General features: G+C 69.8%; 14 protein-coding genes. 7 read left to right on the forward strand and 7 right to left on the reverse strand.

Annotation, left to right across the window (positions count from 1 at the left end; all coding sequences use genetic code 11):
- Positions 1 to 1,562, reverse strand: a 1,562-nt coding sequence (metG, locus tag ACWIGI_RS40205) for a methionine--tRNA ligase (protein WP_454208916.1), incomplete at its 3' end; no start/stop codon positions are given.
- Between the two features lie 68 nt (positions 1,563 to 1,630).
- Here metG and ACWIGI_RS40210 point away from each other — a divergent pair.
- Both ACWIGI_RS40210 and ACWIGI_RS40215 read left to right on the forward strand, forming a co-directional pair.
- The gene (locus ACWIGI_RS40210; protein ID WP_454208917.1) at positions 1,631 to 2,458 is read left to right on the forward strand and encodes a TatD family hydrolase; all 828 of its coding nucleotides are present in this window, start codon (positions 1,631 to 1,633) and stop codon (positions 2,456 to 2,458) included.
- 165 nt (positions 2,459 to 2,623) lie between these two features.
- Complete coding sequence (locus tag ACWIGI_RS40215) at positions 2,624 to 3,751, forward strand: transglycosylase family protein (RefSeq protein WP_454208918.1); 1,128 nt, start codon at positions 2,624 to 2,626, stop codon at positions 3,749 to 3,751.
- Positions 3,752 to 3,758: 7 nt separating this feature from the next.
- Here ACWIGI_RS40215 and ACWIGI_RS40220 read toward each other — a convergent pair whose 3' ends face one another.
- Positions 3,759 to 4,523, reverse strand: a complete 765-nt coding sequence (locus ACWIGI_RS40220) for an SDR family NAD(P)-dependent oxidoreductase (protein WP_454208967.1) — start codon at positions 4,521 to 4,523, stop codon at positions 3,759 to 3,761.
- A 184-nt stretch (positions 4,524 to 4,707) separates the two neighbouring features.
- Here ACWIGI_RS40220 and ACWIGI_RS40225 point away from each other — a divergent pair, with 184 nt between their 5' ends.
- Positions 4,708 to 5,868 carry an alpha/beta fold hydrolase gene (locus tag ACWIGI_RS40225; RefSeq protein WP_454208919.1) on the forward strand — a complete coding sequence of 387 codons (1,161 nt, stop codon included), beginning with the start codon at positions 4,708 to 4,710 and terminating at the stop codon, positions 5,866 to 5,868.
- Positions 5,869 to 6,023: 155 nt separating this feature from the next.
- Positions 6,024 to 6,914, forward strand: a complete 891-nt coding sequence (rsmA, locus tag ACWIGI_RS40230) for a 16S rRNA (adenine(1518)-N(6)/adenine(1519)-N(6))-dimethyltransferase RsmA (protein ID WP_454208920.1) — start codon at positions 6,024 to 6,026, stop codon at positions 6,912 to 6,914.
- A 112-nt stretch (positions 6,915 to 7,026) separates the two neighbouring features.
- Here rsmA and ACWIGI_RS40235 read toward each other — a convergent pair whose 3' ends face one another.
- The 5 genes from ACWIGI_RS40235 to ACWIGI_RS40255 all read right to left on the reverse strand — a co-directional run bounded on the left by ACWIGI_RS40235 (position 7,027) and on the right by ACWIGI_RS40255 (position 11,764).
- A complete protein-coding gene (locus tag ACWIGI_RS40235; RefSeq protein ID WP_454208921.1) occupies positions 7,027 to 7,524 on the reverse strand; it encodes an LpqN/LpqT family lipoprotein in 498 nt (165 codons plus the stop codon).
- Between the two features lie 211 nt (positions 7,525 to 7,735).
- Positions 7,736 to 9,976: a heavy metal translocating P-type ATPase gene (locus ACWIGI_RS40240; protein ID WP_454208922.1), complete on the reverse strand. Its 2,241-nt coding sequence runs from the start codon at positions 9,974 to 9,976 to the stop codon at positions 7,736 to 7,738.
- Positions 9,976 to 10,845, reverse strand: a complete 870-nt coding sequence (locus ACWIGI_RS40245; protein WP_454208923.1) for a hypothetical protein — start codon at positions 10,843 to 10,845, stop codon at positions 9,976 to 9,978. The genes ACWIGI_RS40240 and ACWIGI_RS40245 overlap by 1 nt, the downstream gene beginning before the upstream one ends.
- Positions 10,846 to 11,052, reverse strand: a complete 207-nt coding sequence (locus tag ACWIGI_RS40250) for a heavy-metal-associated domain-containing protein (protein ID WP_354985196.1) — start codon at positions 11,050 to 11,052, stop codon at positions 10,846 to 10,848.
- Between the two features lie 103 nt (positions 11,053 to 11,155).
- Positions 11,156 to 11,764 carry a TetR/AcrR family transcriptional regulator gene (locus ACWIGI_RS40255; RefSeq protein WP_454208924.1) on the reverse strand — a complete coding sequence of 203 codons (609 nt, stop codon included), beginning with the start codon at positions 11,762 to 11,764 and terminating at the stop codon, positions 11,156 to 11,158.
- Between the two features lie 82 nt (positions 11,765 to 11,846).
- Between ACWIGI_RS40255 and ACWIGI_RS40260 the strand changes: the two genes are divergently transcribed.
- The 3 genes from ACWIGI_RS40260 to ACWIGI_RS40270 all read left to right on the forward strand — a co-directional run bounded on the left by ACWIGI_RS40260 (position 11,847) and on the right by ACWIGI_RS40270 (position 15,676).
- A complete protein-coding gene (locus ACWIGI_RS40260; protein ID WP_454208926.1) occupies positions 11,847 to 12,599 on the forward strand; it encodes an SDR family oxidoreductase in 753 nt (250 codons plus the stop codon).
- Positions 12,600 to 12,726: 127 nt separating this feature from the next.
- On the forward strand, positions 12,727 to 13,665 hold the full coding sequence (locus ACWIGI_RS40265; RefSeq protein WP_454208928.1) for a 4-(cytidine 5'-diphospho)-2-C-methyl-D-erythritol kinase: 939 nt from the start codon (positions 12,727 to 12,729) through the stop codon (positions 13,663 to 13,665).
- Positions 13,666 to 13,873: 208 nt separating this feature from the next.
- Positions 13,874 to 15,676 (forward strand): ABC-F family ATP-binding cassette domain-containing protein, encoded by a 1,803-nt coding sequence (locus ACWIGI_RS40270; protein WP_454208930.1) that lies wholly within the window; start codon positions 13,874 to 13,876, stop codon positions 15,674 to 15,676.
- The last annotated feature ends 3 nt before the right edge of the window (positions 15,677 to 15,679 follow it).

Below are 15,679 nucleotides of genomic sequence, written 5' to 3' on the forward strand. Positions count from 1 at the left end.
CGATAAGCCTTGGGCTCCACGAACTTCGGGAACACGACCGCCGGCTCGGGCAGCGCCAGACCGGGCGCCAGCGGGGTGGCGATGGCCGCGAAATCGCGATCGGTCTGGCCGAGCAGATCCAGGATCCGGCCGGCCGCGCCCGGAATCACCGGCTGCGCCAGCAGGGTCACGATGCGCAGCACCTCCATGGTCACGTAGAGGATGGTGCCCTCGCGCGCGACATCCTCCGGGGTGCCCGACTTGGCCAGCGTCCACGGGGCCTGCGCGGAGAAGTAGCGGTTGGTCTCACCGAGGGTCAGCCACAGCTGCTCGAGGCCCAGATGGATGAGCTGCTGGTCGAATTCGGCGCGCACCTTCTCCAGCAGGCCGTTCGCACGCTCGAGCAGCGCTTTGTCCTCATCGGTGAAATCGCCGGGAGTCGGGACCACGCCGCCGAAATCGCGCAGCACCATCTTCAGGCAGCGCTGGGCGAGATTGCCGTACTCGTTGGCCAGGTCGGTGTTGATGCGGCCGACGATGCCCTCGTGGCTGTACGAGCCGTCCTGCCCGTAGGAGATCTCGCGCAGCAGGAAGAAGCGCACGGCGTCCAGGCCGTAGGTGTCCACCAGTTCCATCGGATCGACCACGTTGCCGGTCGACTTCGACATCTTCTCGCCCTTGTTGTACAGGAACCCGTGCGCGAAAACGCGCTTCGGCAGGGCGATGTCGGCCGACATGAGGAACGCGGGCCAGTAGATGGCGTGGAAGCGCGTGATGTCCTTGCCGATGATGTGCACGTCGGCGGGCCAGAACTTGCGGAAACGCTCGGACTCGACGTCCGGGTAACCCGCGCCGGTGAGGTAGTTGGTGAGCGCGTCCATCCACACGTACATCACGTGCGCCGGATCGCCGGGCACCGGAACGCCCCAGTCGAAGGTGGTGCGCGAGATGGACAGATCCTTCAGGCCCGACTTCACGTACGAGACGATCTCGTTGCGGCGGGTCGCGGGCGCGAGGAACTCTGGGTCCTGCTCGAACAGCTCGAGCAGCCGGTCCTGGTACGCGGACAGGCGGAAGAAGTAGTTCGACTCCTCGGTCCACTCGACCGGGGTCCGGCTCTCGGTGGACACGCGGGTGCCGTCCTCGAGGACGGTGGTCTCGTCCTCGGCGTAGAACGCCTCGTCACGCACGGAGTACCAGCCCGCGTAGGTGTCGAGGTAGATGTCGCCGTTGGCGGCGATCTTCTCCCAGAGCGCGATGGACGCGGCGTGGTGATCGGCGTCGGTGGTGCGAATGAACCGGTCGTAGGAGACATCCAGGGCCTTGTCCAGGCGTTCGAAGACGTCGGAGTTGCGCGCGGCGTACTCCTGCTCCGGAACGCCGGCGGCCTTGGCCGCCTGCTGCACCTTCTGCCCGTGCTCGTCGGTGCCGGTCATGAAGAACACATCGAAACCGTCCAGCCGCTTGAAGCGGGCCAGGGCATCGGTGGAGATGTATTCGTAGGCGTGACCCATGTGCGGTGCACCGTTGGGGTACGCAATGGCCGTGGTCACGTAGAAGGCGGGGCGATCGGATGCACTCATGGTGGTGACTACTCTAATCTGCGTGCCTGCTGCCACTCGCGTGAATATCCCCGTCGCCGGTGTCGACCATGCGTAACACCCGACCGGCCCCCGAACCGCCCCAGCCGCTGTTCCCGCTCATCGACGCGCATACGCATCTGGACGCCTGCGGTGCGACGGACGCGGAATCGGTTGCCGCGATTGTGGATCGGGCCGAGGCCGCGGGTGTGCGCGAAGTGGTGACCATCGCCGACGATCTCGACGCCGCGCGCTTCGCGGTCCGGGCGGCGAACTGGGACAGGCGGGTATACGCGGCCGTCGCGCTGCATCCGACCCGGGCGAACGCGCTGGACGAGGCGGCCAAGGCCGAACTCGAGGCGCTGGCCGCGGACCCGCGGGTGGTCGCGGTGGGGGAGACCGGGCTCGACTACTACTGGCCCGGCAAGCTCGACGGGTGCGCGGACATCGAGACGCAGGTGGAGGGTTTCCGCTGGCACATCGACCTCGCCAAGCGGCTGGGCAAACCGCTCATGATCCACAACCGCGAAGCCGATCATGATTTGCTCACCGTGCTGCTGGACGAGGGCGCGCCGGAAACGGTGATCTTCCACTGCTTCTCCTCCGACGCCAATATGGCCATGGCGTGCGTGGACGAGGGCTACGTGCTGAGTTTCTCCGGCACGGTGAGTTTCAAGAACGCCCATGAATTGCGGGAGGCGGCGAAAGTCGTTCCGGACGCACAGATTCTGGTCGAAACGGACGCGCCGTTTCTGACCCCGCATCCGTTCCGCGGCGCACCGAACGAGTCGTACATGCTGCCCTATACCGTGCGCGCGCTCGCGGAAGTACGGGAACAGGATCCGCAGACCCTGGCCAAGATCACCACCGCCAATGCCAGGCGGGTCTACGGCATCTGACCGTCCGATTCGCGAGGTGTGGCCTCGCTCACTATGATTGGCCCGCGCCGTGATCCACCTGCGGCGCTATATGACTTCGTAATATTCGCAACCGCGGGTCACCGCGTTTCCATTGTCAATTCCCCCGGCCCTCGTTATCGTACTGTGACCATGCCGAGACTATCGATGAAGCCACTGACGAAGATCAATTCGTCGCGATCGCCGCTGCTGTACGGCGCCATCGCGGCGATGCTCGTCACGCTCATCGTCGGTGCGGGCGTGGCGATCGTGAACAAGAAGACGGTCACCGTGGTGGTGGACGGCATGTCCATCACCCAGCACACCATGTACGGCGATGTGCGCGGCGTGCTCAAGGACGCGGGCTACGGGATCAGCGGTCGCGACGACGTATCCCCTTCCGCCGGTGCGAAGATCAGCGATGGCGGGACCATCACGCTGAATCGCGCGCGCGAGGTCGCCATGATCGTGGACGGCCGCCCGTCCAAGGCGTGGACGACCGCGCTCACCGTGGCCGAGGCCATCGTGAAGCTGAATCTGCCCGGCGACGTGTACACCTCGCCCGCGCGCCCCTCCCCGCTGCCGCTCGAGGGCGCCGCGCTGCTGATCACCAACCCGCGCACCGTGGAGCTGTCCGACAACGGCGGCGCGCCCGGCCTGGTGCGCCTGGCCGCGCCGACGGTCGGGAAGCTGCTCGAGGAGCAGGGCCGCCCGCTGGTCGATCAGGATTCGGTCGTGCCGGGCCCGGACACCGCGCTCACCGACGGCATGAAGATCGTCGTCACCCGCAAGTACGTCGAAAAGCGCACCGAGCGGCTGCCTTTGGAGCCCGAAGAGAACATCATCGAGGATCCGACCCTCAATCAGAGCCGGACGGTCGTGGAGAACCCGGGCGTACCCGGTACCCAGGACGTCACTTTCGCGGTCTCGATCGTGAACGGCCATGAGGCCGCGAAGGATCCGGTCACGCACACGGTCATCGTGGCCGCCGCGCCCAAGACCGTCCGCAAGGGCACCAAGCCCGGCACCGAGGTGCCCGAGGTCCGCGACGGCCACACCTGGGATGCCCTGGCCAAGTGCGAGTCCAACGGCAACTGGGCCATCAACACCGGCAACGGCTACTACGGCGGCATCCAGTTCGACGCCAACACCTGGGCCCGCCAGGGCGGCCTCCGCTACGCCCCCCGCGCGGATCTCGCGACCCGCGAGGAGCAGATCGCGATCGCCGAGGTGACTCGCGCCCGCCAGGGCTGGGGTGCCTGGCCCGCCTGCACCAGCCGCCTCGGCATCAGCTGACACGCACCTACATCAGTGCGCCGCCGTCCACGCGGATCTCGGTGCCGGTGATGTAGCGCCCGTCGTCGGAGGCCACCATCGCCACCGCGCCCGCCACATCCTCGGGCTTGCCGAGCATGCCGCCCTCGATCCAGCCGGGGAGGCGGGCCAGCAGGCTCCAGTCGGCGTCGGCGGGCAGGTCGAGGCCGGCGGTCAGTCCGGTCCCGATCCCGCCGGGGACGATGTTCACCGCGCGCAGACCCTGTTTCACGTATTCCAGGGCGATGGCGTGGGTGAAGGCGTTGACGCCCGCCTTGGAGGCGGCGTAGGCCGACATGTAGGGCACCGAGCCGAACGCCGAGGTGGAGGAGAAGTTCACCACCACGCCGCGCTGGGTCTCGATGAGGTGCGGCAGGGCCTGCTGGGTCACCAGGAAGGTGCCGGTGAGGTTCACCGCGAGCACCGTGTTCCAGATGTCCAGGGGCAGTTCGTGGGTGTGCCCGGCGCGCATGATGCCCGCCGCGTTCACCAGAACGTCCAGCCCGCCGAGGAATTCGACGGCCGCGGCCACGGTGGCGCTCACCGATTCCGGATTCGCGACGTCCAGGGTCAGCGTGCGCAGGCGTGCGCGCTGTTCCTCGGTCGCGGCCTCGACGGTGGTCTTCAGACCCTCGTCGTTGATATCCGCCGCGACCAGCTGTGCGCCTTCGGAGAGCAGGCGCAGGGCGATGCCCTGGCCGATGCCCGAACCGGCTCCCGTGACAAGTACTCGACGTCCGTCGTATCTACGCAACATGACGGGAAATTAGAACAAGTTTCACTTCGCGTCAATGGTCGGCGATACCGATGACCGGTCGATTTGTCCTGAAGTCATGTGCGGTCGCCGCTCATAGAGTTCTCTTAATCGTATGACCAGTTTCGATGGCTAAGCTTTCCGGCGCGCGACACACGCGACAGAACCATCTGATGGAGGTTTCATGCGGTTGTTCGATTGGCGTATCCGAGTTGCCACCGCGGCGGCGGTGGTGGCGAGCGGCCTGCTCGCCCTGCCCGCGGCGCCCGCCCAGGCGGCGACCAGCGGCTCGCTGATCGATGTCACCGCCCAGGCTCCCGGCTGGCGCGGACTCGCCCACGGCTACGCGGTGAACTACTGGACCGAACGCTCCAACGGCGCGCCCGTGCGGGCCAGCGGCGCGCTGATCCTGCCCGACGGCCCGGCCCCCGAGGGCGGCTGGCCGATCATGGCCTACGACCACGGCACCTCCGGCCTCGGCCCGAACTGCGGCGGCCAGAGCGACACCACCCGGGTCGCGCGCCCCAAGGAAGACCAGTTCCTGAACTACCTGGTGTCCAAGGGCTTCGCCGTCGTCGCACCGGATTACCTGGGGCTCGGCGGTTTCGACACCGGCCCGCACCCGTACCTCGAACTGCGCAGCGAGGCGACCGCCACCATCGACCTGGTGCAGGCCGCGCGCGCGGCCCGGCCCGAACTCTCGCGCACCTGGTCGGTGATCGGGTTCTCCCAGGGCGGCCACGCGGCGCTCGGCGCGGCGCACCTGCAGTCCACGCGCGCACCGGAATTGGACTTCCGCGGCACCATCGCCGTCGACCCGGCCTCGGATGTGGAGAAGTTCGTCCCGCTGACCGGACCGTACGTGCCGGACATCCCCGGCGACAACGGCAACGCCGTGGACACCTTCATCGTCAGCATGCTGGTCGGCCTGCGCGAGACCCGCCCGGATCTGGATATGGACAGCTACCTCACCCCGCGCGGCCGCGAGGTCTTCGATCAGGCGGGCAGCCTCTGCTTCATGGACATCATGAAGATCACCAACGGCCTCTCCATCGGAGATCTGCTCGCCCGCCCGCTGGCCGACCCGCGCTTCCGGGCCGCGATCACCGACTACATGGCGGTGCCGGTCAACGGTTACGACGAGCCGATCCTGCTGCTGCTCAACCTGACCGACGTCACCGTGCCCTCCCCGCTGCACGTCGCCCTCGCCGGCCAGTTCGCCGCCAACGGTGTCGACTTCACGACTGTGACCGGCACCGGCAGCCACACCGAACTCAATCCGCAGATGTGGTCCGCGATCGACGCCTTCATCGGCCGCGTGCTCGCCACCCCCGTCCAGTCCTGAGCCGCCGGGCCCGGCCGGTGCGGCGACGGCGGTCATCGATCACCGAGTCACGCACCGCGCCGGCCGCGGTGGAGACGGGGCTCACCGACCGTCCGGGCGCGCTCGGCGCGGGGTGTCGGGGCGGTGACCGGGCCCGGGTTGATAGGTTTCCCAGGGTGTCCGAACCAGAGAACGCCGGTCGAGGAGAAGCCGCCCTGCTCGGGCCCGCCGAAGTGCGGGTGCTCGCGGAGCGATTCGGGGTGCGCCCGACCAAGCAGCTCGGACAGAACTTCGTCCACGACGCCAACACCGTGCGCCGCATCGTCGCCGCGGGCAGCGTGGGCCGCGACGACGTGGTGCTCGAGGTCGGCCCCGGTCTCGGCTCGCTGACCCTGGGCCTGCTCGACGCCGCCGACCGCGTCATCGCGGTGGAGATCGACCCGAACCTCGCCGAGCATCTGCCGCAGACGGTCAAGGATCGCGCGCCGACCCTCGCCGACCGGCTCACCGTCGTGCAGGCGGACGCGCTGCGGGTGCAGGCCGCGGATCTGCCCGCCGCCCCGACCGCGCTGGTTGCGAACCTGCCCTACAACGTCGCCGTGCCCGTGCTGCTGCACCTGCTGGCCGAATTGCCCAGCATTCGAACGACTCTCGTGATGGTGCAGCTCGAGGTCGCCGATCGCCTCGCCGCCGTGCCCGGCGGCCGGATCTACGGCGTGCCGAGCGTGAAAGCCGGTTTCTTCGGCACCGTGAAGCGCGCGGGAACCGTTGGCCGCCAGATCTTCTGGCCGGTGCCGCAGGTCGAATCCGGACTGGTGCGCATCGACCGCTTCACCGAATCCCCCTGGCCCATGGACGAATCGCACCGCAGGCGCGTCTACGAGGTCGTCGACGCCGCCTTCGCGCAGCGCCGCAAGACGCTGCGCGCGGCCCTGGCGGGCTGGGCGGGTTCCCCGGTCGAGGCCGAAAGGCGCCTGGTGGCAGCGGGAATCGCGCCCACCGCCCGCGGCGAGACCCTGGACACCGCCGCGTTCGTCCGGCTGGCTCAACAGACGCCGGAGAGCTGAGCCCGGGGCGAGCGCGCACTCGCGCCGGTGTCCAGCCGGTAGTCGAAAGACGGCATCGCCAATCGCGCCCACCGCGCCCGGCGTGACCTCGGGTCACACCGCCGCGGCGTCGCTAGACGGCGACCCGCAGGCTGCCGATGGTGGCCGGGTCGATGCCCGGGCCGTCGGCGCGGGCGGTGAAGGTGGCCTGCACCAGGTACTCGTAGGTGCCCACGGCCACCAGCACGTAGCGGGTGTGCACCCACAGGCCGAGCTGCTCCACCGCGTAGGTGCCGGTCACCGAGGCCGACGGATAGCCCTGGTAGTCACCGATTTCCGCGCCCAGCTCCTGCCACTGCGGCAGCTGGCGGGCATCGGAGAACGAGCACTCCAGCAGTTCGGCGGCGTCGACCGGCTTGGACAGCCTGCCGAGCAGCAGCACCACGTTGTCGGCCCAGCCGTCCTCCGGCGGGAGCGTCCACACCCCGTAGGCGCCCGGGAACATGGCCGTGTCGACGGTGAGCCAGCCCTCGGGCACGGAGATCGAGATCTCCGGCGCCCCGGCTTCTCCCACGGCCACCGGGGTGATCTGAACATCCCCGCCGACCAAATACTCGGCAATCGTCGTCACGAAACGCGCTCCTCGGCATCACGGGCGAGGCGGTCCCCACCGCGGTCGCAGCCATTGAACACCAGCGTGCCCGCGGGTGACCACCCACCCGGCGGAATCCGGCCGTCGCCCACCGGCCCGAAACCCCCCGGCGCATGCGAAAGGGCCGTCCGGATCAGGTGATCCGAACGGCCCCGTGCGGTGGGCGGTCTCGACCGCTGCCCAATCCGGCTCAGCCCTCGAACCGGCGCAGTCGCAGACTGTTGCTGACCACGAACACACTGGACAGCGCCATGGCCGCGCCGGCGAGCATGGGATTGAGCAGTCCCGCCGCCGCCAGCGGGATCGCCGCCACGTTGTAGCCGAAGGCCCAGAACAGGTTGCCCTTGATCGTGCGCAGCGTGGCCCGCGACAGCTTGATCGCCGTCGGCACCGAGCGCAGATCGTCGCGCACCAGCGTCAGATCGGCGGCCTGGATGGCCACGTCGGTGCCGGTGCCCATGGCCAGGCCCAGATCGGCCTGGGCGAGGGCGGCCGCGTCGTTGACGCCGTCGCCGACCATGGCGACCACCTTGCCCTGCTCCTGCAGTCGCTTGACCACGTCGAGCTTGTCGCTGGGCAGCACCTCGGCGATCACCTCGTCGATGCCGACCTGATCGGCGACCGTCCGCGCGGTGGCGGCGTTGTCGCCGGTGAGCAGCACGGGGGTGAGCCCGAGTGCCCGCATCTCCGAGATCGCCTGCGCGCTGGTGGGTTTGACGGCGTCGGCGATGACGAGCACGCCGCGCGCCTCCCCGTCCCAGGCCACCGCGATGGCGGTCTTGCCCTGCTGTTCGGCTTCGGTCTTGGCCTCGGCCAGCGCCTTCGGGAGCGTGATGGACCAGTCCGCGAGCAACTCGGTGCGCCCGATGACGACCGCGCGCTCGGCGACCAGGCCCTGCACGCCCTTGCCGCCGTGGCTGACGAACTGCTCGACCGGTTCCAGCGCGAGCGTCCGCTCGGCCGCCCCGCTCACCACGGCCTTGGCCACCGGGTGCTCGGAGCCGTGCTCCACCGCCGCCGCGACCGCCAGCAGTTCCGCCGCGTCCACGCCGTCCGCCGGGATCACCCGATCCAGGGACATGCGCCCGGTGGTGACGGTGCCGGTCTTGTCCAGCACCACGGTGTCGATGCGCCGGGTCGACTCCAGCACCTGCGGACCCTTGATCAGAATCCCCAGCTGCGCACCGCGACCCGTGCCCACCAGCAGCGCGGTCGGTGTGGCCAGGCCCAGGGCGCACGGGCAGGCGATGATCAGCACGGCCACCGCCGCGCCGAACGCGGTCGAGACCGCGGCGCCGGTGCCGAGCCAGAAACCCAGTGCGGCGATGGAGATCCCGATGACGATGGGCACGAACACCCCGGCCACCCGATCGGCGAGCCGCTGCACGGGCGCCTTGCCGTTCTGCGCGTCCTCCACCAGCGACGCCATCTGTGCCAGCTGGGTATCGGCCCCGACCCGGGTGGCGCGCACGGTCAGCAGACCGCCCGCGTTCACCGTCGCGCCGACGACCTGATCGCCGGGCCCGACCTCGACCGGCACGGACTCGCCGGTCAGCATGCTCATGTCGAGCGCCGAATTGCCGTGCACCACCGTGCCGTCGGTGGCGACCTTCTCGCCCGGGCGCACCCGGAACTCGTCGCCGACGCGCAATTCGCCGACCGGGATCCGGATTTCGGCGCCGTCGCGCAGCACCGCCACATCCTTGGCCCCGAGTTCGAGCAGTGCCCGCAGCGCCGAGCCCGCCTTCTCCTTGGACCGGGTCTCGAAGTAGCGGCCCGCCAGAATCGCGGTGATGAGCGTGGCCGCGACCTCGAAGTACAGCGCCGAGGACGAGTCACCGCGGGCGATGGTCAGGGTGAAGGGATGCGTCATGCCCGCCATGCCGGCGTCGCCGAAGAACAGCGCGTACACCGACCAGCCGAACGCGGCCGCGGTGCCCAGCGAGATGAGCGTATCCATCGTCGCCGCACCGTGTTTGGCGTTGACCCAGGCCGCGCGGTGGAACTGCGCGCCGCCCCACACCACGATGGGCGCGGTGAGGGTCAGCGAGAGCCACTGCCAGTTGGTGAACTGCAGCGCGGGAATCATGGCCATCGCGACCACGGGGATGGCCAGCGCCAGGCTCACCAGCAGCCGATGGCGCAGCTGCTGGGTCGCGGTCGGCGCCGAATCGGCTTCCGGGGCATCGGGTTTCACCGGTTCCGGGCTGTGCACGGCGGCGGTGTAGCCGGTGTCCTCGACCTTGGCGATGAGGTCGTCGGCCGTCACCGAATCCGGGAAGCTGACCTTGGCCTTCTCGGTGGCGTAGTTGACCGTCGCGGTGACGCCGTCGATTCTGTTGAGCTTCTTCTCGATTCGGGACGCGCAGGAGGCGCAGGTCATGCCACCGATCTCGAGTTCGATCGACCGGGCGGGTGCCGGTGCGCTCATCAGTGACCTCCTCCGTGTTGCGCGGGCCCGTCCGAGGTGGACGCGGCCGGTGTCGTCTTCGTGGTGAACTCGGCGGTGTGCACCGAGCCGTTGTGTGAGAAGTCCAGGTACAGGCGGTATTCGCCGTCGCTGGGCGCCTGGGCGTGGAACGACACGTCCGGTCCCGGCGGTGTCTTGCCGACCTGGCCCTGCGGGTGCACGTGCAAGTAGGCGAGATCGCTCGCCCGCAGCGCCACCAGGTGCGCGTACGCGCCCAGGTACGGCTGCAGATCGGTGACCGGCTTGCCGTCGCGGGCGATGGCGAAACTCAGTTCGCTGCCCGCGGTGTTCAGATCACCGGTGAGGGTGACCTGGTAGCCGTCCACCGTGGCGGTCCTGGACGGGGGCGGCAGCGGCTTGTCCGCCGCGTCGCCCGCCACGGTCACGGTGCGGCTCAGCGTGAGTTCACCGGGGCCGCCGGCGGGGGAGAAGTCGGCGAAGACGCGGTAGGTACCGGGCTCGGCCCACTTCCAGTCCAGCGACCAGGTGCCGTCGGCGGCGAGTTGCGGGTGCACGTGCCGGAATTGGCTCGCGTCCGAACGCACCACGATCAGATGCAGTTTCTTCTCGTGCAGGGTGTCGAACTCGGTCACCGCGCCCCGCGGGCCGTCGATCCGGAAGCTCAGCGGCCCCTGCTGATTCGGGGCGGCCGGGGCGGCGACCTCGCTCAGCGAGTAGCCGGATTCGCTCTGCCGCAACCCGTTCGCGGTGTCGCTGTCGCTCGAATCGGACCCGGTCGGATCGCCGACCAGGGCGCCGATGCCGAGCGCCGCTCCGAACAGCACGACCAGCCCGGCGCCGAAGGCCGCGAACTTGAGGCGATCGTTCATTTAGACCGCCACCTCGTAGCCCGCTTCGTCGACGGCCGCGACGATGTCGGCGTCGGCGACCGGCGCGGCCGACTCGACCTGCACGCGCCCGCTCGCGAGATCGACATCGACGCTGGTCACACCATCGATCTTGCCGATCTCCTTCTTGACCGACCCGACGCAGTGGCCGCAGGTCATGCCGGTGACGGTGTAGGTGCTGGTGGCCATGATTCGACTCCTCGGCTCGCGCTTCATACGGTGTGGGGGTATCCCCGACACCGAAAACATACCCCCCATGGGTACCTGGCGCAAGTGCTTCGCGATCGAATACTCAGCCGCCGGCCGGGGCCTCGTCCCAGGCGCGCAGGGCCAGCTCGGCCACCGTCAGCAACTCCGCCCGGTCCGCACCGTCGCGCGCGGACTGCGACATGCCCTGCATGACCGTGCCGATATAGCGTGCCAGGGCCGCGGCGTTCGTCCCCGCCGGGAGTATCCCCGCCGCGACATCGGCTCGAATCCGCTGTTCGAAGGCGTCGACGTTGGCGTTGCGCAGGCGCTCGAGCCGGGCCGCGACCTCGGCGTTGGTGGTGTTGATCCCCGCGCTGATCACCATGCACCCGCCCGGTTGGCCCGGGGTCGTGTACTCGATCGCGGCCTCGCGCAGGGTCCTGGCCGCCGCGGCCCGGGCGGTCGGCTCCTCGGCCAGCGCCCGCGCGGCGAAACCGCCGTAGCGCGCGCCGTACGCGGTGATGGTCTCGTCGAAGAGCTGCTTCTTGTCGCCGAACGCGGCGTACAGGCTCGGTGCGCCGATGCCGAGTTCGCCGGTGAGGTCGCTGATCGAGGTGGCCTCGTACCCCTGCCGCCAGAACAGGCGTAAAGCCTTGTCCAGGGCGGCATCTCGATCGAAGGAGCGGGGGCGTCCCCGGGCCGGCGTTGCCATGGATTCATTTTATAGCGCTCGCTAAACAATGTGCTACGGTGCCCTTCTGTAACGATCACTAAAGAAAGGCTGTGGCAACGACATGAGCGCACTCACCGGCAAGACGGCCCTGGTCACCGGCGGCGGACGCGGCATCGGCCGGGCCATCGCGCAGCGGCTCGCCCGCGACGGCGCCCGCGTGGCGGTGCACTACAACGGCAATACGGCCGCGGCGAAGGAGACCGTCGCCGCCATCGAGTCGGCGGGCGGATCGGCCTTCGCCATCTCGGCCCCGCTCGGGGTGCCCGGCGATGCCGAGGCCCTCTGGGCGGCCTTCGACGCGCACGCCGACGGGCTCGACATCCTGGTCAACAACGCCGGCACCGACGGCATCCGCGAACCCATCGAGGGCACCGACGAGCACTCGTTCGACCGGGTGTTCGCGATCAACACCAAATCGCCGTTCTTCGTCACCAAGCTCGGCCTCGGCCGCCTGCGCGACGGCGGCCGCATCGTCAACGTCTCCACCGGACTGACCAGGGGCGCGCACCTGCCCGAACTCGTCGCGTACACCATGACCAAGGCCGCCGTCGACGCACTGACCGGCACCCTGGCCAAACAACTCGGCCCCCGCGGCATCACCGTCAACGCCGTCGCGCCCGGCGCGGTCGACACCGACATGAACGCGGCCTGGCTGCGCACCCCCGAGGGCCAGGCCGCCACCGCGGCCCGCTCACCGCTGAACCGCGTGGCCCAGCCCGGCGAAATCGCCGACATCGTGGGCTTTCTCGCCTCGCACGACGCGCGCTGGGTCACCGGCCAATGGATAGACGCCACCGGCGGCGCCCTCCTGTGACCAGGCGGCGACAACCCCGGGAGCGGAGTTCGTCGGGTTCCGGAAGTCCCGGTGAACGCCGATGAACACCGATGAACTCCGCCCCCTGCGCGCACCGGGACCTCGATTCCCCGATTAGGCTGAGCGCGTGCTGTCTGTTGTGCCCCGTCCCGTCGTCGTGCGCGCGCCCTCGAAGGTGAATCTGCACCTCGGGGTGGGCGACCTCCGTCCCGACGGATACCACGATCTCACCACGGTCTTCCAAGCCCTTTCCCTCAGTGACGATCTGGAGATCGCGCCGGCCGCGGCCCTGGCCGTGACGGTCAGTGGCGAGGGCGCCGACCAGGTGCCCACCGATCAGGGCAACCTGGTCTGGAAGGCCGCCGTACGCCTGGCCGACCTGGGTGAGCGCGCGCCCCTGGTGGAAATGGCCATCGCCAAAGGCATTCCGGTCGCCGGCGGCATGGCGGGCGGCAGCGCCGACGCGGCCGCCGCCCTGCTCGGGCTGAACGAGCTCTGGGAACTGGGCCTGGCGCGCGCCGAATTGTTCGACATCGCAGCCGAACTCGGCAGCGATGTGCCCTTCGCCCTGCACGGCGGTACCGCGCTGGGCCGCGGGCGCGGCGAGGAACTGCTACCGGTGCTGTGCCGCAACACCTTCCACTGGGTGCTCGCCCTGGCCAAGGGCGGGCTCTCCACCCCGGCGGTCTTCCACGAACTCGACCGCCTGCGCGCGGCCGGCGACCCGCCCCGGCTGGACAGCCCGCAGGCGCTGCTGCAGGCCCTGGCCTCGGGCGATCCCCGCCAGCTCGCGCCGCTGCTCGGCAACGACCTGCAGGCCGCCGCGCTCTCGCTGGCGCCCGAACTCCGGCGCACCCTGCGCGCGGGGGTGTCCGCCGGTGCGCTGGCCGGCATCGTCTCCGGCTCCGGTCCCACCTGCGCCTTCCTGTGCGAGAACGAGGAGGCCGCCGTGGAGGTCGCCGCCGAACTCTCCGGCGCGGGCGTGTGCCGCAGCGTGCGCACCGCGTACGGCCCGGTTCCCGGCGCCCGCATCCTCGGTGGCCCCTCGGCCGCACCCGGGCGCTGAACCTCACTGCCGGACGGCCCGCGCGGCCGAACCGATAGGGTTGGTACCGGCAAACGGCCCCGTGATCGCGCGACAACCGATCCCGTGCGGTCGGGGTAACTCGCCGGGCACGCCCAGCATGGTCAACGCACTTGACCTCCGGCACGCACGCAGGAAAATCGACGGCTCTCACCCGTGCGCGGAAGTGGCGGGGAGGCGGAGGAGTGTCATGTCCAACCTCATCAACTTGGAGCAGGTCTCGAAGAGCTTCGGGATCACTCCGCTGCTGGACAACGTCTCGCTCGGCGTGCACGCCGGCGAGCGGATCGGTGTGGTGGGGCTCAACGGCGGCGGCAAGACCACGCTGCTCGAGGTGCTGACCGGGCTCGAGCAGCCCGACAGTGGACGCGTGAGCCGCGTCGGCGGCCTGCGGATCGCCGTGGTCACCCAGCGCGGGGTGCTGCCCGAGGGCTCGACCGTCGGTGAGGTGGTGCTGGCGGGTCTGGCCCAGGATCAGATGACCGACGGCGTGGCCGAGCACGAGTGGGCGGCCAACACGCGTATCCGCTCGGTGGTCGAGGGCATCGGCATCGCGGATCTGGGCATGGACACCCCGGTCTCGAACCTCTCCGGTGGTGAGCGCCGCCGCACCGCCCTGGCCGCGGCCCTGGTGCGCGAACTGGACCTGCTGGTGCTCGACGAGCCCACCAACCACCTCGACGTCGAGGGCGTGCAGTGGCTGGCCGAGCACCTGGTCGCGCGGCGCAGCGCGCTGGTGGTCGTGACGCACGATCGCTGGTTCCTGGACACCGTCGCCACCCGCACCTGGGAGGTGCAGGGCGGCAAGGTCGAGACCTACGAGGGCGGCTACAACGACTGGATCTTCGCGCGCGCCGAGCGGACCCGCCAGGCCGACGCCAGCGAGGCCCGCCGCCAGAATCTGGCGCGCAAGGAACTGGCCTGGCTGCGCCGCGGCGCGCCGGCTCGAACCTCCAAGCCGCGCTACCGCATCGAGGCCGCCGAGGCGCTGATCGCCAACGTGCCCGCCCCGCGCGACAGCGTCGAGCTGGCCTCGTTCGCGCGCAGGCGGCTGGGCCGCGTGGTGATCGAACTCGAGGGCGCCACCCTGGCCACCCCGGACGACCGGGAGCTGGTGCAGGACCTGACCTGGCGGCTCGCGCCGGGCGAACGCGTCGGCCTGGTCGGGGTGAACGGCTCCGGTAAGACCACGCTGCTGCGCGCCCTGGCCGGGGAGCAGCCGCTCAAGAGCGGCAAGCGCATTCAGGGTCAGACCGTCAAGATCGGCTGGCTGCGCCAGGAACTCGACGATCTGCCGCTGGACATGCGCGCGCTGGAAGCGGTTCAGGACGTCGCCATGCGAACCATGCTCGGCGACAAGGAGATCACCGCCAGCCAGCTCGCCGAGCGCCTGGGCTTCAGCCCCGCCAAGCAGCGCACGCCGGTCGGGGATCTGTCCGGCGGTGAGCGCCGCCGCCTGCAGCTGACGCGAATCCTGATGTCCGAGCCCAACGTGCTGCTGCTGGACGAGCCGACCAACGACCTGGACATCGACACCCTGCAGCAGCTCGAGGACTTGCTCGACGGCTGGCCCGGCACCATGGTCGTCATCTCGCACGACCGCTACCTGATCGAGCGCGTCTGCGACACCACCTGGGCGCTGTTCGGCGACGGCAAGCTCACCAACCTGCCTGGCGGCATCACCGAGTACCTGAAGCGGCGCGCCGCGACCGCGGCCAAGCCGGGCGTCAACGCCGGGGCGGCCGCCGCCGATTCCGGTGCCGCCACGACGGATTCGGCCGCCTACCGCGCCGCCCGCAAGGAGCTCGCCAAGCTGGAGCGGTCCATCGCCAAGCTGGACGAGCGCGAGGGCAAGCTGCACACCGCGCTGGCCGACGCCGCCACCGACCCGGACAAGCTGATCAGCCTGGGCAGCGAGCTCAAGCAGGTGCAGGCGGACAAGGAAGCGGCCGAGGAGCGCTGGATGGAGTTGGCCGAACTGGCCGAGGGCTGACGA

The sequence above is a fragment of the Nocardia sp. NPDC055321 genome (assembly GCF_053645575.1).